The organism is Rothia koreensis (assembly GCF_052232265.1).
Lineage (GTDB): Bacteria > Actinomycetota > Actinomycetes > Actinomycetales > Micrococcaceae > Rothia > Rothia koreensis.
The window spans coordinates 2836375-2856992 of sequence record NZ_CP197643.1; the positions used below are offsets into that span (position 1 = coordinate 2836375).

Consider the following 20618-nt stretch of genomic DNA (forward strand, 5'->3'; position numbering starts at 1 on the left):
GGGTTAGAGCACCACGTATCGGGGGCAGATGCCTCTCAATCGGGCAACCACCACCCAACGGCAGCTCGATACCCGCGGCGTCGTCGACAACCCCTACCGGATCCGCACGAAACCGCCACCTCGACCCCGAGAACCGCCCGAGGTGGCCATCCCGTGCAGACAACCGTGACGAGGTGGCAGCGTCGTGCAGAATCCGTGGCGAGGTGGCAGTCCCGTGCGGATTTTGCGTCGAAAATCGCACAGAATTGCCACCTCGCCGAGCGGGACGCACGAGATTGCCACCTCGGCCACACCCGCCCACTTCACGCCCTCGCCCACGACCACCCACACACCCCCATCACCCCCCTCGCCCCAACCGTTCAGGAGAGGCGTCCGTCCCGCATCGTGGCCGTGGCGTCCACGGAGTCCAGCAGGTCGGTTTCGTGCGTGACCATCACGGTCGCGACGTCGAACTCCCGCGTGACCTCCCGCAAGAGATCGACGATTTCCCGGGAGCGCTCGTGGTCCAGGGCGGAGGTTGGTTCGTCGGCCAGGAGCAGGGCCGGATCTCCCATGAGCGCCCGGGCGATGTTGACGCGCTGCCGCTGACCGCCCGAGAGCTGGTGGGGTCGCCGGTCCCCCACGCCCTCCAGTCCCACACGCTCCAGGAGAGCGTCGGCGGCACGGGCCTTTTCCTTGAGCCGCGCGCCGCGCAGCCCGCGAATGTGCTCCGCGACCAGCAGCTGCTCCCGGGCAGTGAGCGAGGGGATGAGACTCGGCTGTTGGAAGACGACGCCGATCTGCTCCCGCCGCAGCCCGGCCCGCGTCTTCTCCGACTGCCCCACGGCCTCGATCCCGTTGATCCGGACCGAACCGCTGGTCGGTTCGACGAGGGCGCCGGCGACCGCCAGCAGCGACGACTTCCCGGATCCGGATTCCCCGACGAGCGCGGTCATGGTTCCGCGGTCCGCGCGGAAATCCACGGAATCCAGGGCGGTCACCGTCCGCGGCTTGCCCTCGGCGGTGGTGCCGTCCGGGTACTCGAGAACGACGTCGCGTATTTCGAGGGCCGGACCCGTGCCACGGCCTGAGCGGGTTGTTTTCGTTGCGTGTTCTGCGACGTGACCCATCATGATCAGTTGCCTCCTAGAGCAATGAGGGGATCGATTTTTGCGACCTTTCGAACGGCGACCAGCGAGCCGAGCATGCCCAGGACCCAGATTCCCGCCGCGGGAAGCAGGGTCGTTCCCGCGCTGAGCTGGAATGGGACTCCGTTCTGAGCCAACCAGCCGAGTCCGGCGCCGAGCCCGAGACCGAGCGCCGCACCGACCGCGAGCACGATGCCGGCCTGACCGACCGCGTCCTTGATCAGGTATCGTCCGCCGGCACCGAGGGCACGGAGGATCGCGATGTCACGCGTCCGCTGAATGGTCCACACCGTCAGGAACGACACGGTGACCAGGGCAGAGATGCCGTAGAGGAAGGCCTGCATGGTCAGCAATGACGAATGCTCCGACGAATAGGCAGGCAGACCCGAGAAGGAATCCTTGACCTTCGAGACCACGGTCCCGGACGTCTGGGCGGCGTCGTTCCAGGCATTCTTGTCCAGGTCTCCGTTGAGGGCCATCGCGGTTCCGACGACGGCGTCGTCGCCCGTGGAGGGGACGTGCGCGATACGCTGCCAGGCAGCGGTGTCGACCCAAGCCACCGGACTGTGGCTGTAGTACTCGTCGGGGACCACGCCGCTGACCGTGAACTTCTGGCCCGAGATGCTCACCTCGTCGCCGACACCGGCACCCTGGTCGTCGGCGATCGACTGGGACACGACGACGTCGCCCTGCCCGGGATCGGCCGAACCGTCGATGGCCTTGCCGGCAGCGTGTCCCACGAGGCCCGACTCGTCCGGGACGCCGACGACGGCCACGCCCGCGGTGCTGTCCGCGGAGAGCTGCGTCTGGGTGAATCCGACCGGGACGGCGGAATCGACGCCGTCGGTGTGCTTCCACCGGTCAGCCTGGGACTCGGTGATCTGCGAGGCGGAGAAATCGACTTTGGCGTCCTTGCCGGCGCCCCCGGAGCTCCCCGAGTTTCCGGAGTCCCCGGCGGCGGGCGCGCCGAAGGCGAACCGGTCGGGATTGATCGAGGTGAGGGCCGAGGTGTTCTGGGATGCCAGACCACCCGTGAGACCCGTGAGCATGACCAGGAGGAGCGTGATCAGGCCGACCACGGACCCGATCAGGGCGAACCTCCCCCTGGCGTAGAAAACGTCTCTGATGCCGACGAACATCGCGGTTCCTTTCCTGTGGATTTCGTTGGTACCAACTCTTCCGGGCCGGCCTCGCGCGCACATCGCAAGAATGGACGAACCTTCGATCAACCATTCGGTTGATGCCCCCTCGACCGGCTCACCGCTAGGCTGAATTCTGTGAGTTCAGCCCAATCCCTCAAGCCTCGAGAAGCCCCGAGTCGCGTTCTGCAGACTCTGCGCATCGCCTTGCACGTGATGTTCGCGTTCCTTCTGGGATTCGGCCTGATTCGCTATCTCGTCGGCAGCTCCGACACCCCGAATCCGGCCCCCAAGATCTGCACGGTGGCCACCGTGCTGCTGATGGGGACGGTGTATCTCATCGGCACGGTCTGGGAGAACCGGTACGCCCGGGCACGGCGATCGGGACGCGTCACCACGGCGTCGAACCCCCGGCGGTTCGCGGGCTGGTGGCTGACCTGCGTGACGCTCGCCTGGATCGCTCTTCTCCTCATTTCGGCAAACTTCGTGTGGGTCGTCTTTCCCCTGATGTTCCTGTACCTGCACTTGCTCCGGCTGTGGCATGGGGTGATTGCGGTCGGGATCCTGTGGGCGCTCTCCTCGCTCGTACCCCTGTGGCAGCTCGCGAGCGCGGATCAGCTGGACCGGTTCTCTCCGGGGTCCTTCCTCGGCCCCCTCCTGGGTGCGGGTCTGGCCATCGTGATTTCGACGGCGTACCGCGCGCTGCACCACGAGGCGCTCCATCACCAGCGTGTCGCGGAGGCACTGCGCATGGCCCAGGCCGAACTCGCCGAGAAGGAGCACCAGGCCGGACGCATGGAGGAGCGGGACAGGCTCGCCCGGGAAATCCACGACACGGTGGCGCAGGGCCTGTCTTCGATCGTCCTCATGTCGCGGGCCGCCTCCGCGAGTCTCACCGGTGGGCGACTCGACGAGGTCGGCTCCCGGATCGGCACGATTCAGGACACCGCTTCCGACAACCTCGAGGAGGCGAGGCGGTTTGTGAGGGACCTGTCCTCTCCCGCGTTGGGGCAGTCCTTGGTCTCTGCGCTGGAATCCGCGTGCGAGCGGACGCAGGGACGGGCGGCGGCCGAAGGCGGAGAGCTGCATTGCACCCTGCGCACGGAGGGCGCCGATCCGTCCGGGCTTCCCGAGACGGTAGCCTCGGCCCTGTTGCGCGCGGCCCAGGAGGGCCTGGCCAACGTGGTCAAGCACGCCCGCGCCGACATTGCCGTGGTCACCCTGGCGGTGTGGGACGCCGACGTCGCCCTGGACGTCTACGACGACGGCCGCGGTTTCGACCCCGCAGCCTCCGCACCCTCCGCGACCTCCGCGTCCCGTGCGGAGGACGACGCCGCAACCGAGGGCGACGTCGCCGGCGGCTACGGCCTCCTGGGTCTGCGCCGTCGGCTCGAAACGCTGGGCGGAAGCCTCTCCGTCGACTCGGCGCCGGGAGAGGGAACCGTGGTGGGCGTGCGGATCCCGCTGACCTCGGCGCCAACCACCTCTGGCCCAACGACCTCGGCCCCAACCACCTCATCCCCAACCACCTCGCCCGAGGGAGGAGAACGATGACATCCCGGATCAAGGTTCTTCTGGTGGACGACCACCCCGTGGTCCGGGCCGGGTTGCGTGCTCTGCTGGACGGGTTCGAGGAAGTCGTGGTCGTGGCAGAGGCGGGCGACGGCGGTTCCGCGTTGCGGATCGCCGAATCCCACGCAGGGACCGAGAACTCGATCGACCTGGTGGTGATGGACATTCAGATGCCGGGCACGGACGGCATCACCGCCACGGCGAAATTCAAGGAGATGCAGGGGCCTCCGGTACTGATTCTGACCACGTACGACACTCAGGCCGATATCGTCGCGGCCGTCCGCGCCGGAGCACTGGGGTATCTCCTCAAGGATGCGCCGCCGGAGACCCTGCGACGCGCCGTCGTCGATACCGCGGCCGGCAAGAGCACCCTGGCCCCGGAGGTCAGCGCGGCCCTCCTCGCCAGCATGCAGAAGCCCGAGCAGAGGCTGTCCGATCGGGAGATCGAGATTCTGCGCCTGTTGGCCACGGGGTTGAGCAACCGAGAACTGTCCAAGAAGCTGTTCATCTCGGAGGCTACGGTCAAAACCCACTTGGTGCACATCTACGACAAGCTCGACGTCGAGAATCGCACCGCCGCAATTTCGAAGGCGCGGCAGAACAAACTGATCTAGACCCTCACGGTTCCCTGCGGATCGACGACCTGCGGGGCGACTCCCCCGCGGAGCTATTCTCCCTCGTGGTTGCCGCCGCGCGTCTCGTTGCTCGGCGCGTCATGCTGCCCGTCGTTCTCTCGCTGCTCGTGAAGGGCTTTCCTTCGTTCGTATTCCCTCTTGAGACGCTGACGAGGATCGCTCTGCGAACTGCCCTGGGCCGGGCCGACGAAGATCAGGAGAGTCCTGACGGCCCGGTTCTTGAGACGGAACATGAACGTGAACTCGTCATCGCGCGACGCATCGGTCATCGGAACCCCTCCAATAGTTTGTACACAAATTCATTGTACGCAAACTATATGCTGGGGCGGAACCGCTTAGAATTTATTGCGGCCGGCAAGCAACCGGTCGTCATCAGAACAGGGAGCGCGAGGAATGGATCACGAAGAGTTTCCGTCCGAGGACCCGCTGGCCCTCGAAAGCCAGGTCTGCTTCGCCATTTCATTGGCGTCACGCAGCGTGATCGCGGCGTATCGCCCCGTGCTCGAACCGTTGAATCTGACTCACCCGCAGTATCTGGTCATGCTCGCCCTCTGGCAGCACTCCCCGGCGTCGGTCAAGGATTTGGGCGAGCGCTTGAGCATCGACTCGGGGACCCTGTCACCGCTGCTCAAACGCTTGCAGGCCCAGGGCTACATCACCCGCGAACGCAACGGAACGGACAACCGTTCGCTGGACATCGCGCTGACCCCAAGTGGGCGGAGCCTTCGCCGCGAAGCGGAGAAGATACCGGGCATCATGATGGAGAGACTCGGGATGGACAAGGAAGAGCTCCAGGCGCTGCACGCGTCGATGATGAAGGTCATCGACCACGTGCGACACCAGGAGTAGCCCGCCCGGGGGCAACCCACCGGCTCGCCCCAGAACGGGCTCGGCCCCCATAACGACGACGCTTGACCTCCGCGTGACGGCGACGCACCCGCTCGCATCGGGCTCCCCGCCCGCTCTCCACCGTGAACGCGAGCGACAACAATGCGCCCTCAGAAACTGCCCGTGGCTCCTCCGCCGCTGAATCCGGCGCCACCACCGAAGGATGTCCCGCTCGACGCGCTCCCACTCGAGGGGTGCGTTCCTGAGCCCGAATAGAGTGCCGGCGACGCTGCATAGAGCGGCAACCACGCGCCGAAGGTGGGCGCGTACTGGGTGAAGACCTGGGGGTCGTCCTTCGGGTCGAGCTCTTCTCCGTTCCGTCTCGCCTCTTCACGGCGACGTTCGCGTTCGTCCTCGTCCCCGGGCCGCCGCGGATGATTGAACCTGTACGTCCGGAACGCCTGACGGGTCTCCGGTTCGACCTCCGCCCCGGGATTCTCCCTCAGGTATTCGCTGATTTCGCGGTCGGCCTTCCGGTACATCCTGCGCTTGCGGTACTGATAGAGCAGGACGACGACGAGCAGCAGGAACAGGATCGTTCCCAGGGCAAGGTATAACGCGTTCTTCTCCCAGAACCCTTGCTCCTTGCCCGGGGAAGAGATCCCCTGGACGTAGTCGTAGATGGCCCGGGTCGCGTCCGTCAGACCTTGGGCGTAGTGGTCGTCCTCGAGAGCAGGCTCCAGGACGTTTTCGGTGACGGCCGAGGCGTCGTCGTCCGTGAAGGTTTCGCGAGCGCCGTCGGCAACCTCGATCCGTGTGACCCTCTCATCCGTATCGACCGCAATGAGAATGCCGTTGTCCTTGCCCTTGTCCCCGATTCCCCAGCTTTCGGCGGCGTCTCTCGTCCAGTCCTCCCAGTCGCCGTCGACGCCGTCGATCGTCAGGATCGCAACACGGGCGCCGTCAGTATGCGCATTGCGTTCGTCGATCCGTTGGTTCAGAACCCGTTCGTCATCGTCGCTGAGCACGTCAGCCTGGTCGAGGACATTCCCGTGGGCGGGTGGCTCCGGTATCGCGGTCCTGCCCCCGCCGCAGGCGGACAGAAAAACGGTGGCGAGGAGCAGGAAGACGGCGCCGATGAGCGCACGAGACCTTGTCATGGTGGTTCCCCCGAGGTCGATGCGGAATGGGCGACACCAATTTTAGGCGATACCCCGCCCCACCTTGCCGTTGTCCACAGCAGCCCGGAGGGATGACTAGGCGGCGGAGATGCCGTCGTCGTTCGACGATGTCTCCATCGGGGCACCCGACCCCTGGGCGACTCGGAGGATCCTTGCGGCCTCGGCCACCTGTTCCTCGACCGTGACGACGCGCCGTTCGACGGACTCCGTCTTGGAGCAGCCGCCCGCGCACGCGCCGTCGCACCGCATCATGGCGAGGGCTTCCGCGCAGAGGGCGAGGGAGTTTCCGGCCTTGGACAGGGCGCGGTGGAGGTCCGCGTAATGGCCGTCGGGCGAGGCGGGCACGTCGGTCGACTCGCTCGGCGCAAGACGGTGCGCCCCGGCCGCCACGGCGCGGACCTCGGGGAGGAGATCGGCAAGCCTGTTGGCGGAAGGAATCAGGGATTCGAGCGAGGTCTCATCGTCCACGCGCTCGAGAATCTGATGAAAACGATCGAGGCCACGACGGAAACGATCATGGGCCCGGCGCCAGACGCCCTGCCCCATGTCGGCAGAATCGCGCCTTCCTTGGACAAAGTCCTTGAGTCCCACGATCCCTCCTCTCGCACGCCTCAGTCACCGAGTTAGGTGCACCTCACTAGAATACAGGACCGGCGACTTATTGACACCCTGTCACTTCAGCGTGCGATATCCAATCCCTCACCGCACTTGTCCAGAACATTCACAGACCACATCGCCGGAACGGGCACTGCCGCGGGATCCGTGCAGGTCGAGTGCGGGGGATTCCCAGTGAAACGCAACGCGGCGTCATACAGCCAACCTTCTTCATCCCTCAAGGAATTTTCCAGCACTGCCCGGCCGTTGAGCTGTCAGACCAATGGCTTTCCAGACCTCCGAAAGGTGTGCACGACTATGGCCGGTTTCACGACCCGCACCATTCATGCGCTCGAAGGCATCCACCAGGGTGCCGTGACGCCGCCGATCCACGCGGCGTCGACGTTCCTCCAGCCCACCGAGGGCGGCGAGGGAGAATACGAGTACCAGCGCGGCGGGAACCCTACGCGCGACGATGCCCAGCGCACGCTCGCGACCCTCGAGAACGCAGGGCACAGCTTCTTGTTCGCGACCGGTATGGCCGCGACCGCCGCTGCACTCGGAACCCTCCACGCGGGCGATACCGTCCTCATGTCCTTGCCGGTCTATGGCGGCAACTACCGTTTCGCGACCATCGAATTGCCCAAACGCGGCGTGGAGCACCGCTTCGTCCCGGATCCCAATGCGCTCACCGACGAGGACTTCGACGACTCTGTCGCGATGGTCTTCCTCGAGACGCCCGCGAACCCGACCCTGCGCGTGGCTGACATTCGTCGCGCGGCCGATCTGGCGCACCGGCACGGGGCCCTGCTGGTTGTCGACAACACGTTCCTGACCCCTTACCTGCAGCGCCCGCTCGAACACGGTGCCGACATCACGGTGCAGTCGGCCACCAAGTACCTGGCCGGGCACGGTGACCTGCTGGGCGGCGTCGCCTCGACCGACGACGACGCCCTGGCCGAGGAGCTGTTCAAGGCCCAGCTGATTTCGGGCGGGGTCCTCTCCCCGATCGATTCGTACCGCCTGATCCAGAGCGTCAAGACCTTGGCGCTGCGCATGGATCGGCAACAGGACAATGCCCGTCGCATCATTGATGCCCTGCGCGAGCACCCGGCCGTCTCCCGGATCCATACACCCGGTTCGTTCAGCACCGAAGAATCCGAGATCCAGGAGAAGCAGGCGGACGGCCCCGGCGCTGTTTTCACGATGGAAATCGCGGAAGACAAGGACATCCGCGCGTTCCTGGGTGCGCTCCGAGTTTTCGGCTTCGCCGTGAGCCTCGGCGGAATCGAATCCCTGCTGTGCCTCCCCGCGAGCATGACTCAGGGCGCATACTCGGAGGAAGACCTCGCGACGGCGGAGATACCGGACCATCTGGTTCGCGTTGCGGTGGGCATCGAGGACCCGGAGGACCTGGTTTTCGATCTCATCGGCGCACTGGATGCCGCGTGAGGCCGGAAGGAAGACGATGACAGCTCTACCCACTCGTCGCCACGCGCTGGGGCTCGTCGGCCTGGGCGCTTTCGGAGCGCTCGTGGCCGCGTGCTCCTCGGATAAGGAGAGCGACGACGCCGCGACGTCGGGAACCGGCCTCCAGAGCATTCGGGACAAGGGCAAGCTTCGGATCGGCATGGAAGGGACCTTCCGCCCGTACGGTTACCACGACGGCGGCAAGCTCGTCGGCTTCGAGAAGGAGATCGGGGACCTGATCGCCGCCGACCTCGGCGTCGAGCCACAGTACGTCGAGACGCAGTGGGACTCGCTCATCGCGGGCGTCGACGCCGGGCGCTACGACATCATCATCAACAACATCTCGGCGACGAGCGAGCGCAGGAAGAAGTTCGACTTCTCCGTCCCCTACGCCGAGAGCCGAGGCAAGGTCGGCGTCGCGAAGGACTCGAAACTGAAGTCCACCGACGAAATCCGGGGACACACCGCCGGACAGACGGAAACCTCCAATTTCGGCCAACAAATGGCCGATGAGGGCGCAACCCTGGTACCCGTGACCAGTTTCGACGAAGCCGCCATGCTCGTCTCCTTCGGGCGCGTGGACATGACGGGGAACGATTTCGTGACCTTCCAGGCTTTCTTCGACCAGCGGCCGGACCACAACCTTCGACTCCTGGATGGCGACCTGGGCGAACCGTCCCAGGCCGCCGTCCTGATGGGCAAGGGCCAGACGCAGCTCAAGCAGGCGATCGATGATTCTCTGAACAAGCACATCGACGCCGGCGACCTCAAGAAGATCTACGAGAAGTACGTCCGAACCGACCTGACTCCCCAGTCCTCGACCTCGTGAGCGAAGCGAAATCATGAATGAAACTCTGAATCTCTGGGCACAGTCACTGCCCCAGTTGCTGATGGCGACGATCAAGGTCACCATCCCGCTGAGCATCATCGCCTTCGTCCTGGCCCTTGTCGTCGCCGTCATCGCGACCGCGATGCGCATGGGCCGGATCAGGATCCTGCAATGGATCTCTCGGTTCTACGTCTGGCTGTTCCGTGGAACGCCGATCCTCGTGCAACTGTTCATCATCTTCTACGGTCTGCCCGCTATCGGAATCACGCTCTCGGCATGGACCTCAGCGATCATTGCCTTCACCTTCAATACCGGGGCCTACGCGGCCGAAACGCTACGAGCCTCGGTCCAGTCCATTCCACGGGGTCAGCTCGAGGCGGCCAAGACCTTGAACCTGACCAGCTGGCAGACCCTGCGCCACGTCGTCGCCCCACAGGCGATGAGGATCGCGCTCCCGCCCCTCGGCAACGACCTGATCGACCTGGTCAAGGGAACGTCGCTGGTCATGGTCATCACACTGTCCGATGTTTTCCAGGTCGGCCGCCAGATCGCGGCAACGAATTTCCAGCCGCTGACGCTCTACATCGAGGTTGCGGTGATTTACCTCGTGATCTTCACGGTTCTGTCCTTGATCCAGGGCAGGGTCGAGAAGGCCTCGTCGCGCTACATCAGGAGCACCAATGCTTGAGTTGAAGAATGTGTCCAAGTCCTTCGGGGACAACACCGTACTGGACGGCGTGGACCTCCAAGTCCGCGAAGGAGAGACGACCGTAATCCTTGGCCCTTCGGGATCGGGCAAATCGACCCTTCTGCGGGTCATGGACCTGCTCGAGGTGCCCGAATCGGGGTCGTTGCGCATCAATGAGGACGGGGCCGAGTTCGGATCGACGTTGTCGGATTCCCGCATCCGGTCGATCCGCAAGCATTCGGCCATGGTGTTCCAGGGCTACAACCTGTTCCCCAACCAGTCGGTGCTGAAGAATGTGTCCCTGCCACCGGTCCTGAACGGGAAACTCTCCGCCGCCGAGGCCGAGTCCCGGGCCAAGGAGCTGCTCGGCAAGGTCGGGTTGGGCGATCGGCTCAACGAGTACCCGGACAACCTCTCGGGCGGTCAGCAGCAACGTGTCGCAATTGCCCGGGTACTGGCCATCGCACCCGACTACCTCCTGTTCGACGAACCGACCTCGGCTCTCGACCCGGAACTGGAGGCGGAGGTCATCAAGGTGCTGGTCGATCTGGCGGAGGAAAAGCGCTCACTCGTGGTGGTCACGCACAACATCCAGTTCGCGAAGAAGGTCGCTGACCGCGTCCTGTTCCTCGACGACGGTTCCATCGGTTTCGACGGCTCCCCCGACGAATTCTTCGCGTCCTCCAACGAGCGGATCCGGCGGTACCTCACGACCTTCGAGGTTGCCTAGCCTCTCGAGGCGCCCGGCTGCCCGGACGCCCCGAGACCGCTCGGGCCGCCACCAACACAACTCCCTAGCAACACCGTGCGCCGGGGTTGGCTTCCTGGTGATCCGTCAAGGAACGCCAATATTCCTTCTCCGACATGGGCGGTTCCGAGCACCCGTGCCGGCGGTGGTAGTCGAGATAGCGCTCGTACTTGTCCGCTCCCAGGACGCCGGACGCGAACCGGACGAGCCCCGAGCGACGAATCCTCCTGACCAGGTGATGTGCTGCGGACATGGTGTTCGCTCCTTTCCGCGGGCTATCGCTCGGATGCCCCGGCCGATGCGGGCTCCTTGGCCCGGGACCGGTAATCCGACCATTCCTTCTCGAGCGCCCGTTCGGCCGGTGTCGCCACGAGCCCTGCCGGGGCGTAGAACGCCGATTCCACGAAGGGGTCTTCGTGGTCCCGGCCTCGTTTGCCGTTGATGGCCCGGATCGTGACGATCAGGGCGGCCACGACGACGATCAGCGTCAGCACCACGAACAGCACGGACAAGGTCCCCTGAACGAACGTGTTGCGGACGACAGCCTCGATCTCGGCGGGCGACTTGGCGGTGCCGAACTTCTCGGCCCCCGAGTCCAAGGCCTTCTTCGCCGCGGAGTAGTTGGCCCAGTAGCCGACCTTCGGGTCGCTCGAGAAGATCTTCATCCAGGAACCGGTCACGGTCACGACGACGTCGAAGGCCAACGGCAGGGCGATGATCCACAGGTATTTGATTCGGCTCTTCTGCGCCGCGATGGCCAGGCAGACGGCAAGACCGACCGCGGCCAGCAACTGGTTCGCGATGCCGAACAACGGGTAGAACGTGTTGATACCGCCCAGCGGGTCCGTGACACCGAGAATCAGGATCGAGCCCCAGCCTGCGACCATGATCGCCGTCGTCAACCAGGCGCCGACCCTCCAATGGGGGTCACGGAACTTCGGGATGAAGTTGCCCAGGGTGTCCGAGAGCATGAAACGCGAGACACGCGTGCCGGCGTCGACCGCGGTCAGAATGAACAGGGCCTCGAACATGATCGCGAAGTGGTACCAGAAGCTCATGAGGTTGAGCGATGGGATCATCGAGTGCATGATGCCGGCCATGCCGACCGCGAGCGTGGGGGCGCCGCCGGTTCGAGAAACGATCGTGTGCTCCCCCACCCCTTGGGCGGTCGCCGAAAGCTGATCCGGGGAAACATCCACACCGGTGAGACCCAACGAATTCACAAAGGCCGCCGCGCCTTCCACGGTTCCGCCGGTCGAGCCGGGGCCCGCGTTCATCGCGAAGTAGATCCCCCGGTCCACGGTGATGGCTGCCACGAGGGCCATGATCGCCACGAAGGACTCCATGCACATGCCGCCGTAGCCGATGAATCGGGTCTGACGTTCTTTCTCGACCATCTTCGGCGTCGTGCCGGATGCGATCAGGGCGTGGAAGCCGGAGAGTGCACCACAGGCGATCGTCACGAACAGGAACGGGAACAGCGACCCCGAGAACACCGGTCCGTCAGACCGGGAGGCGAACTCGCTGAAGGCCGGCACGGAGATCTCCGGACGGACCACGATGATTCCGACAGCGAGCAGAATGATCGTCCCGACCTTCATGAACGTCGAGAGGTAGTCGCGCGGTGCGAGCAACAACCAGACCGGCAGGACCGCTGCGATGAAACCGTAGACAATGACAAACCATGCCAGGCTCACCCGGTCCAGGGTGAACAGCTGGATGCCGAGCTCGGTGTGGCCGACCCAGCCACCGACGATGATTGAGGCGAGCAGCAGCACGAACCCGATCACGGAGACCTCCATGACCTTCCCCGGCCTGATGTAGCGCAGGTAGACGCCCATGAAAAGAGCGATGGGGATGGTCATTCCGACCGAGAACACGCCCCAGGGCGACTCGCCCAGGGCATTCACGACCACGAGCGCCAGGATCGCGGTAATGATGATCATGATGGCCAGAGTGGCCACGATCGCCGCATATCCGCCGACGACGCCGAGTTCCTCCCGGGCCATTTGGCCCAGGGACCGGCCGCCACGACGCATCGAGAAGAACAGCACCAGGTAGTCCTGGACGGCGCCGGCGAGAATCACGCCGGCAATGATCCAAATGGTTCCCGGCAGGTACCCCATCTGCGCTGCAAGGACCGGACCGACCAGGGGGCCGGCGCCCGCGATGGCCGCGAAGTGGTGCCCGTAGAGGACCCGGCGGTCGGTCGGCATGTAGTCCTTGCCGTCCTCGTTGTACTCCGCCGGGGTCGCGCGCCTGTCATTGGGTTTGAGGAGCTTGTTCTCGATGTACTTCGAGTAGAAGCGGTAGCCGATGAAATAGCTGCACACCGCGGCGAAGACGAACCAGATTCCGTTGACCGTCTCGCCCCTGACCAGAGCGACCATGACCCAGCTGAACCCGCCGACGAGGGCGATCAGCACCCACACCACGATCTTCTTCCACGTCCAGGTGGAATGTTCCTTCTCCAGGACGTCCGGGTCCACGTGGTTGGCCGGGTGTTCGTCGGCGGGTTCCGGGGGTCTTTCGACCGACCGGGCAGATGCGGTGCTACCCATCGTGAGCCTCCATTGCCTCGATGTCTGAGTGATGTTTGCGACTCAGATCATCATGGCACATGGCGGCAGTCACGATTTCTTTATTTCAATTCATCACCAATACGGTTTTGCCCAGCTGCTCGCCGGAATCGAAGTACTCGTGGGCGGCCTGGACGTCGTCGAGAGCGAAGCGGCGCTCGACGGCTGGATCGATGAGACCGTCCGCGATCATCCGCCACACCGTGCCGGCCATGTCGCGCAGGATCTCCCCCTTTCGCTCCGAGGTGCGGCCGCGCAACGTGGTCCCGCGAACTGTGGCCCGTTTCGACATGAGGGTCGCCAGGTTCAACTCGCCAGACGGTCCGCCCTGGACGGCGATCACGGTCAGCAGACCGTTGAGGCCGAGCGAGGCCACATTGTCCTCGAGGTACGTTCCGCCGACGACGTCGAGGATCGCCCGCACCCCTTCGCCGTCTGTTTCCTTCTCGATGATGTCCGCGAAATTCTGTTCGCGGTAGTTGATGATCTCGAGGTTTCCCAGTCGGCGGGGCTTGGTCTTCTGGGCGTTGGCTTCCTCCTGTCGGGAGGCCAGGTCGCGCACCCAGTCCGCCTTGGCCTGGCTCCCGACCGTGGTGAACACGTGGTAGCCGAGGGCGCGGCACAGTTGCACGGCATGGGCACCGATGCCGCCGGTTCCCCCGTGGACCAGCACCGACTGCTCGCCGTCCTTCTGCTCCGGACCGTTCGGTTTGAGGCCTCCGGGCCCGAACAGGTTGGACCAGACGGTCGCGCCGACCTCCGGCAGAGCCGCGGCGTCGACCAGGTCGATTCCCGCGGGGGCAGGGAGAACCTGTGCCTGGTTGACCACGACCTGGGTCGCGTACCCTCCCCCGGCCAACAGCGCGACGACCTTGTGGCCTTCCTTGAGGAACGACGTTCGGGCGGCTTCCGCTCCGAGCTGGACGACCGTCCCGGACACCTCCAGTCCGTACACGTTCGAGGCACCTTCTGGCGGCGGGTACTTGCCCTTCCGCTGCACGGTGTCCGCCCTGTTCAGCCCGGCACCGCTCACTTCGATCAACACATCGTCCGGGCCCACCTCTGGTGTCGGCTCCTCGGTGATGCGGAGCGCCTCCGGTCCACCGTGTTCGTTCTCGACAACGGCCTTCATCCTGTACCTGCCTTCCAACGGAGTCGAAACCTTGGACATGCCACAACGGCGATGTAATATTGGCAATCGCGTCGCGGATCGCTCGCCAGTCTAGGCGGGCAACCTGAACGCAGGGAAGCTTGTCCGAGCGGCCTAAGGAGCCGGTCTTGAAAACCGGTGTGCGGCAACCCCGCACCATGGGTTCAAATCCCATAGCTTCCGCAATATGAGAGCCCCGGACTGCACCGTCATCGACGCGCGGTCCGGGGCTTTCGCCACTCCTCGCGGTGGGAACGCCTTCCGCGCGTCACGAGAGTTCGCGGATCAAACGCCTCGACGTCGACAGCCCCATTTCGATGGCTCCGTCCACGACGACGCCGCGCCAGCCCTTGGCCCAGTCGGCCCCCGCGAAGCGCAGACGCGTCCCCGTCTCGTGGAACCGATGCCAACCGTTCGTGAATTGCCCTTTCTTGAGCGTCGCCCACGCCTGCCCGCTCCAGGTGTCTGCGACCCAGTCGTGCCCGGTGCAGTCGACGACCTCGAGATCCGGCCGCCATTGGTCGACAATCCTCTGACCTGATGCCGGGTCGTCCAGCTCGACCCGGTCGTGCTGGGACCCGAAGCACACGCAGATCGTGTCCCCGTCAGGCAGGAAGTATTCGCTGCGCAGGAGAGCTCCCGTCGAGGGCGTCGGAGCGTACCCGAAAATGTTGTGGTGGCCCTTGATCCTGGTCCACATCTTGAATCCGGTCGAGTTCCACTTTTCTTCGATCACGGTCCTCATGCCGGCCGGAAGAGCGGGCTCGAAATCGATATTCCCCAGTGCTCCCACAGGCACGGTCACGATCACGGCATCGCACGAGATGGTCTCCCCGCCCTCCAGAGTTACCGTGGCCCCGGAATCGTCGTGGCGGATCGCGCTGACCGATGTGTTCATTCGAACCGGGCAGGACAGGTCGTCGGCGATGTTCTGGTAGATGCCTTTCATCCCGTTCGTGAGCTTGAATCGGAGGGTCTGGTCGTCCATGAGGGACTGACGGTGGTCCGAGAGTGCGGCCCATTGCTTGGCCATGAGCGACGACCCCCGATTCGGATCACCGATGTACCCGGCCGACCAGTAGGAGTCGCACAGATCTATCTCTTCCTGGGTGAAGTCCCCGTCCCGAAGGATGTCCAGGACGCTGGTCCGATCTGCGGCGAGGAACCGTTCGCGGACCTCGTCGGGCCCGGCGAAGTCGTCGGACAGAACGTGCAGCGGATCGTGGGGATTGGGAAAGAATTCCCTGGAACCCTCGAAGATCGCGCTCATGGCTCGCGCCATCAGGCCATCGATCTGCTCCTCGGTACCCGTACGAACCTCGCCACCGGTGACCCAGTAGGCCTGGTCTGCGAACGGGCTCGGGTAGATGCCCTGGTCGTACCGCGTAATCTCGCTCCACACGTGCGGTTGCATCCAATGGACCCAGGTCGCGCCCATTTCGAGGGTGTGCCCCATGCGTTCGTCGGTCCAGGCTCGCCCGCCGACGCGGTCGCGTGCCTCCACGACGTCGACGTCGAACCCCACCGTTTGGAGCTCGCGGGCCGCCACCAAACCGGAGAATCCGGCCCCGACGACGACGATATGCGGGTTGCTCATGAGAGTGTCCTTTCCTGCGATGCGTTGGTGTGAGAAGGATCGGGGTCAGCGGGACGCTTGGGGACGGCGTCGATGCCCTTGGTCGCGAGCCCCGCGTCGGGGCGCCGGCGGAGGATGATTTCGCCCCAGACGAGGCCGAAGACACCCGACGCGAGGATGATTCCCGGCATGACGAAGACCAGTGCCGAAGGCTGGTCCAAGCCGATCATCAGGTCGAAGTTCACCAGGATGAGCGCCGCCACCGTGCCGAGCCCGACGGCGGCAAGGGCAGGGGCAACCCAGCGCGTGATCACGCCGTGGCCCCTGGGGTGGCGCACGAACCAGACGAGAATCGCGACGGAGGTGACGGCCAGGAGGAATACGAGACCGAAAGCGGCCGCGTTGGTCAGCCAGGTGAAGAGCGTGACGATGGGGAACTTCTTTCCTAGTGAAGATCCCGCGCCAACCGCGGCGAAGCCGACCACGACGATCAGCGCCAGAACCGATTGCGTCACGGACCCGGCCACTGGGGCACCGGTGGACCCGGAGAAGGCCAGTTTGTGCGGCAGGACTCCCGACCGGCCGAGCGCGAAGAAGTACCTTGCCGCGGCGTTGTGGAAAGCAATGAGAGCGGCCAAGAGGCTGGTGATGAACAGGAGGTTCGCGCATTCGGACAGCGCGGGCGAGATGCTCGCCAGCCACACGAACAACAGGTCGGGGCCGAGTTCCGATGACTGTTCGTTGATTGCACTGGGACCCACGCCCATGGCAAGAGTCCACGCAGAGAAGGCATAGAACACCGCGATCACGCCGACAGCAATGAAGGTTGCCCGCGAGACGGTGCGGCGCGGGTCCTTGGCCTCTTCCGAGTAGATCGCCCCGGATTCGAACCCCATGAAGGCGGCGACACCGAAGGCCAAAAGGACGCCGATTCCCTGAGTGAAGAAATCACCCGGACGCAGGGCCTCCAGGGAGACACCCTCCGGAGCCGTCCGGAGCCCGAGCACACCCACCACGATCACAATCAGGAATTCCAGGCTGACCAGCACACCCAGCACCTTGGCCGAAAGATCCACGCTGTGCGTGCCCAGCACCCCCACGAGGGCCCAGCCCAGGAGCGCGGCAACCCACCAAGGCACCGACGCCCCGGTCCATGCGGTGAGAACGGTTGCCAGCGAGAATCCGAACAAACCGTACAAACCGATCTGCATCATGTTGTAGGCGACGAGGGCCAGGACGGCGGCGCCAATACCCTGCCGTCCGCCCAGGCCCTCGGTGATGTAGGCGTAGAACGCACCGGCGTTCTGAATATGTCCGCTCATGGCGCCGTAACCGATCGCGAAGAGCATCAGAAGGATTCCGAGCACCACGTAGGTCACCGGAACACCGAGCCGGCCGGACACGGCGAAGCTCGTCGGGACGCCGCCGGCCAGAACGGTCAGCGGCGCCGAGGCCGCGATGATCATGAAGACCAGTGAGCCGGTGGAGAGGTGACGGGTACTGAGCCCCGAGGTTTTCTCCGACATGAGAACCTTCCCAGGTGGTGAATGCTGCACCATCCACTGTGCTCCACAGCACACGCAGAAGATTGTGTGAGAGTGCTGGAAGGTTGGCCGTCAGCGCCTCTCGGCGAGAGGGCTCGGCCGGAGGAGAACGCTAGTCCTCGTCATCCTGTTCGTCGTCGGCGTCCTGCGACGTGCGCACGCTGACCACACCGGGCAATTCGGTCAAGGTCGCCACCAGGGACTGCAGGGGCGGACGGCCCCTGAACCGCGCACTGACCATGACCTTGTCCGCTGTCCTCTCGGTGGATTCGATCTGCGCGGTGTATCCCATCGACGTCGTCTCCGAGAGGATATCGCGCAGGACGCCTTGCCCATCGACGTAGACGACCCGGAGCACTTTGCGGTCCGAGGCGCCCGGAAGGCGGGTGACAATGGGCGTGAGGACGGTCGTCGCGACCAGATAGAGAAGGGTTCCTTCGGCAGCGATCCACGGCATCCCGGCTCCCGCGGCCATGCCCACAGCGGCGGTGACCCAGATCGACGCCGCCGTGGTCAGCCCCCGCACCAGGTTCTTGCGCGTGAAGATCACCCCGGCGCCGAGAAAGCCGATCCCCGAGGCGATCTGGGCCGCGATGCGGGAGGGGTCCAGGTCCACATCGGATCCGAGGACCGTGGCAAATCCGTACCCGGAGACGATGGTGAACAGCCCGGATCCGGTGCCGACCAGCACGATCATCCGGAGACCAGCCTGCTTCTGCCTCACTTGGCGCTCCAGCCCGATGATGCTGGACAGGACGAAAGAGGTCAGGAGCAAACTCGATGTCACGCCGATATTGGCTTCCGTCCCGAAGCCCCAGATCTCCGACAGTGCGGCCATTGCGCCCAAACCCAGTCCTTCCCCCGAGACACGCTCGCCCTCATGCGGTGGCGTGTGCGGGTCGTCGTCCTAGTTGTTGATGGTAGCCGCTCTGCGGGCTGCCGAGGCCACGTCCTGGTTGGTGGACAGCTCCGGATGGTGCAGGTCCAGGGCCGGGCGCTCTGAACGGATTCTGGGCAGGGCCGTGAAATTGTGGCGAGGCGGCGGGCACGACGTCGCCCACTCGAGTCCGCTCCCGAAGCCCCACGGATCGTCGACCTCGACCTTCTGGCCATTGCGGGTGGTGATGTAGACGTTCCAGAAGAACGGCAACATCGACAGCGCCAGGATCATGGCGCCCACGGTCGAGAACTGGTTCATCCAGGTGAATCCGTCCTCCGGCATGTAGTCCGCGTAACGGCGAGGCATACCGTCCACGCCCAGCCAGTGCTGGATCAGGAAGGTGGTGTGGAATCCGATGAACAGCATCCAGAAGTGGATCTTGCCCAGACGCTCGTTGAGCATCTTGCCGGTGAATTTCGGCCACCAGTAATAGAGGCCGCCGAACATGCAGAACACGACCGTGCCGAAGACCGTGTAGTGGAAGTGGGCCACCACGAAGTAGGAGTCGGAGAGCTGAAAATCCAGTGGGGGAACCGCGAGGATGATCCCGGTGACGCCGCCGAACAGGAAGGTCAGCAGGAAGCCGAAGATCCACAACAGGGGCGTTTCGAAGGTGAGGGAACCTTGCCACATGGTGCCGATCCAGTTGAAGAACTTCACACCCGTGGGGACCGCAATCATCATGGACATGAAGGCGAAGAACGGGAGCATGACGGAGCCCGTGACGTACATGTGGTGGGCCCACACGGTGACGGACAGCGCCCCGATCGCGATGGTCGCGTAGACCAGGCCCTTGTACCCGAAGATCGGTTTCCGGGAAAAAGCGGGAATGATTTCGGAGGCGATGCCGAACATGGGCAGGGCCAGAATATAGACCTCGGGGTGTCCGAAGAACCAGAAGAGGTGCTGCCACAGGATCGCACCACCGTTGTCGGCGTCGAAGATGTGGCCGCCGAGCCTCCGGTCCATACCGAGGGCGAACAGCGCGGCCGCGAGCGGCGGGAAGGCCATGATGATCAGGATCGCCGTGACCAGGGCCGTCCAGGTGAATGGGGGAACACGCCACATCGTGAGCCCAGGGGCACGCATGCAAAGGATCGTGGTGATGAAGTTGAGACCGCCCATGATGGTTCCGAAGCCCTGGAGCGCGAGGCCGAATACCCACAGGTCACCACCGACGCTCGGAGAGTACGTGGCGGAACTCAGCGGTGAGTAGGCGAACCACCCGAAGGCCGCCGCGCCTTGTGGGGTGATGAATCCGGCGAGCGCAACCAGCGAGCCGAAGAGGAAGAACCAGAACGCCAGGGCGTTGAGCCGCGGGAAGGCGACGTCGGGGGCACCGATCTGCAGAGGCACGATGACATTGGCCATCCCCACGAACAACGGTGTGCCGAACATCAGCAGCATGAGTGTGCCGTGCATGGTGAACAGCTGGTTGAACTGTTCCTTGGTCTCCAGGATCTGCATCCCGGGCTCGAACAGCTCCATGCGCATGATCAACGCCATGATTCCCGCCAGCAGGAAGAACGTGAAGGACGTGATGATGTACATGTAGCCGATGGTCTTGTGGTCGGTTGACGTGAGCCAACTGACCACGATCCGGCCCCGGGTACGCGGAACCTCCCTCGTGGAGGACCGACTGTCGGATGCGCTGTATTCGAGAGTGGACATCACACAACCCTCCTGACGTTCGCGGAACCAATCACCCACGACGCACCATCGGGCCATGTCATGCTGCCGGAATCGGCGTTGATTGCGTTCCTTGTCGAGTCGGTTTTGACTCGCCCCGCGAGCCCTGCTGACTCGAGGAAATGCTGCTGTCGAATTGTGGTGCCCATGAAACGCCTCCTCGAAGGAACACGAGCGGGCTGACTCCGCGCCAGCCGGCGACCGCGGCCTGTCGGTCCGCCGCGGCTCACCCCCATGCTCTCACTCGCCGCATCCGCCCAAAAGGCCTGGTCAGAAACTCTTTTTACGTCCAGGGCCGGCGGGTTGATCGCCCCGACTCATGCCTCGGC

At 64.6% G+C, this 20618-nt stretch carries 19 protein-coding genes and 1 tRNA gene; 8 read left to right on the plus strand and 12 right to left on the minus strand.

Annotation, left to right across the window (positions count from 1 at the left end):
• Positions 1-359 precede the first annotated feature (359 nt).
• Positions 360-1109 (minus strand): ABC transporter ATP-binding protein, encoded by a 750-nt coding sequence (locus ACTSLZ_RS12660; RefSeq protein WP_443096141.1) that lies wholly within the window; start codon positions 1107-1109, stop codon positions 360-362.
• Between the two features lie 5 nt (positions 1110-1114).
• On the minus strand, positions 1115-2266 hold the full coding sequence (locus ACTSLZ_RS12665; RefSeq protein WP_443095240.1) for an ABC transporter permease: 1152 nt from the start codon (positions 2264-2266) through the stop codon (positions 1115-1117).
• A 138-nt stretch (positions 2267-2404) separates the two neighbouring features.
• Between ACTSLZ_RS12665 and ACTSLZ_RS12670 the strand changes: the two genes are divergently transcribed.
• A complete protein-coding gene (locus ACTSLZ_RS12670; protein ID WP_443095241.1) occupies positions 2405-3820 on the plus strand; it encodes a sensor histidine kinase in 1416 nt (471 codons plus the stop codon).
• Positions 3817-4452 carry a response regulator gene (locus ACTSLZ_RS12675; RefSeq protein WP_443095242.1) on the plus strand — a complete coding sequence of 212 codons (636 nt, stop codon included), beginning with the start codon at positions 3817-3819 and terminating at the stop codon, positions 4450-4452. The genes ACTSLZ_RS12670 and ACTSLZ_RS12675 overlap by 4 nt, the downstream gene beginning before the upstream one ends.
• A 53-nt stretch (positions 4453-4505) precedes the next feature.
• Here the strand turns inward: ACTSLZ_RS12675 and ACTSLZ_RS12680 are convergent, their stop codons facing one another.
• The gene (locus tag ACTSLZ_RS12680; RefSeq protein ID WP_443095243.1) at positions 4506-4742 is read right to left on the minus strand and encodes a hypothetical protein; all 237 of its coding nucleotides are present in this window, start codon (positions 4740-4742) and stop codon (positions 4506-4508) included.
• Positions 4743-4866: 124 nt separating this feature from the next.
• Here ACTSLZ_RS12680 and ACTSLZ_RS12685 point away from each other — a divergent pair, with 124 nt between their 5' ends.
• The gene (locus ACTSLZ_RS12685; protein WP_129316015.1) at positions 4867-5322 is read left to right on the plus strand and encodes a MarR family winged helix-turn-helix transcriptional regulator; all 456 of its coding nucleotides are present in this window, start codon (positions 4867-4869) and stop codon (positions 5320-5322) included.
• A 149-nt stretch (positions 5323-5471) separates the two neighbouring features.
• Here ACTSLZ_RS12685 and ACTSLZ_RS12690 read toward each other — a convergent pair whose 3' ends face one another.
• Entirely contained in the window at positions 5472-6461 is a 990-nt protein-coding gene (locus ACTSLZ_RS12690; protein WP_443095244.1) for a TPM domain-containing protein, read from the minus strand.
• Between the two features lie 96 nt (positions 6462-6557).
• On the minus strand, positions 6558-7073 hold the full coding sequence (locus ACTSLZ_RS12695; protein ID WP_397555134.1) for a dehydrogenase: 516 nt from the start codon (positions 7071-7073) through the stop codon (positions 6558-6560).
• A gap of 321 nt (positions 7074-7394) precedes the next feature.
• Here ACTSLZ_RS12695 and ACTSLZ_RS12700 point away from each other — a divergent pair, with 321 nt between their 5' ends.
• From ACTSLZ_RS12700 to ACTSLZ_RS12715, 4 genes are read left to right on the plus strand one after another with little or no spacing between them, the layout of a single operon-like run.
• Complete coding sequence (locus tag ACTSLZ_RS12700; RefSeq protein ID WP_443095245.1) at positions 7395-8528, plus strand: trans-sulfuration enzyme family protein; 1134 nt, start codon at positions 7395-7397, stop codon at positions 8526-8528.
• A gap of 16 nt (positions 8529-8544) precedes the next feature.
• A complete protein-coding gene (locus ACTSLZ_RS12705; RefSeq protein WP_443095246.1) occupies positions 8545-9375 on the plus strand; it encodes a transporter substrate-binding domain-containing protein in 831 nt (276 codons plus the stop codon).
• A gap of 13 nt (positions 9376-9388) precedes the next feature.
• Entirely contained in the window at positions 9389-10063 is a 675-nt protein-coding gene (locus ACTSLZ_RS12710; RefSeq protein WP_129316020.1) for an amino acid ABC transporter permease, read from the plus strand.
• Positions 10056-10793 carry an amino acid ABC transporter ATP-binding protein gene (locus tag ACTSLZ_RS12715; RefSeq protein WP_178979372.1) on the plus strand — a complete coding sequence of 246 codons (738 nt, stop codon included), beginning with the start codon at positions 10056-10058 and terminating at the stop codon, positions 10791-10793. The genes ACTSLZ_RS12710 and ACTSLZ_RS12715 overlap by 8 nt, the downstream gene beginning before the upstream one ends.
• Positions 10794-10857: 64 nt before the next feature.
• Here ACTSLZ_RS12715 and ACTSLZ_RS12720 read toward each other — a convergent pair whose 3' ends face one another.
• The 3 genes from ACTSLZ_RS12720 to ACTSLZ_RS12730 all read right to left on the minus strand — a co-directional run bounded on the left by ACTSLZ_RS12720 (position 10858) and on the right by ACTSLZ_RS12730 (position 14561).
• Positions 10858-11064, minus strand: coding sequence for a YbdD/YjiX family protein (locus ACTSLZ_RS12720; protein WP_129316022.1), 207 nt, complete (start codon positions 11062-11064; stop codon positions 10858-10860).
• A gap of 22 nt (positions 11065-11086) precedes the next feature.
• Positions 11087-13372, minus strand: a complete 2286-nt coding sequence (locus ACTSLZ_RS12725; protein WP_443095247.1) for a carbon starvation CstA family protein — start codon at positions 13370-13372, stop codon at positions 11087-11089.
• A gap of 85 nt (positions 13373-13457) precedes the next feature.
• Positions 13458-14561, minus strand: coding sequence for an NAD(P)H-quinone oxidoreductase (locus ACTSLZ_RS12730; protein WP_443095248.1), 1104 nt, complete (start codon positions 14559-14561; stop codon positions 13458-13460).
• 74 nt (positions 14562-14635) lie between these two features.
• Here ACTSLZ_RS12730 and ACTSLZ_RS12735 point away from each other — a divergent pair.
• Positions 14636-14723: transfer RNA gene (locus tag ACTSLZ_RS12735), tRNA-Ser, on the plus strand.
• Positions 14724-14808: 85 nt separating this feature from the next.
• Here the strand turns inward: ACTSLZ_RS12735 and ACTSLZ_RS12740 are convergent.
• From ACTSLZ_RS12740 to ctaD, 4 genes are all read right to left on the minus strand, one after another.
• Positions 14809-16137 carry an NAD(P)/FAD-dependent oxidoreductase gene (locus tag ACTSLZ_RS12740; protein ID WP_443095249.1) on the minus strand — a complete coding sequence of 443 codons (1329 nt, stop codon included), beginning with the start codon at positions 16135-16137 and terminating at the stop codon, positions 14809-14811.
• Positions 16134-17642 carry an APC family permease gene (locus ACTSLZ_RS12745; RefSeq protein WP_443095250.1) on the minus strand — a complete coding sequence of 503 codons (1509 nt, stop codon included), beginning with the start codon at positions 17640-17642 and terminating at the stop codon, positions 16134-16136. The genes ACTSLZ_RS12740 and ACTSLZ_RS12745 overlap by 4 nt, the downstream gene beginning before the upstream one ends.
• Positions 17643-17772: 130 nt before the next feature.
• On the minus strand, positions 17773-18498 hold the full coding sequence (locus ACTSLZ_RS12750) for an MgtC/SapB family protein (protein WP_129316026.1): 726 nt from the start codon (positions 18496-18498) through the stop codon (positions 17773-17775).
• A gap of 69 nt (positions 18499-18567) precedes the next feature.
• The gene (gene ctaD, locus ACTSLZ_RS12755; protein WP_443095251.1) at positions 18568-20271 is read right to left on the minus strand and encodes an aa3-type cytochrome oxidase subunit I; all 1704 of its coding nucleotides are present in this window, start codon (positions 20269-20271) and stop codon (positions 18568-18570) included.
• Positions 20272-20618: the final 347 nt, after the last annotated feature.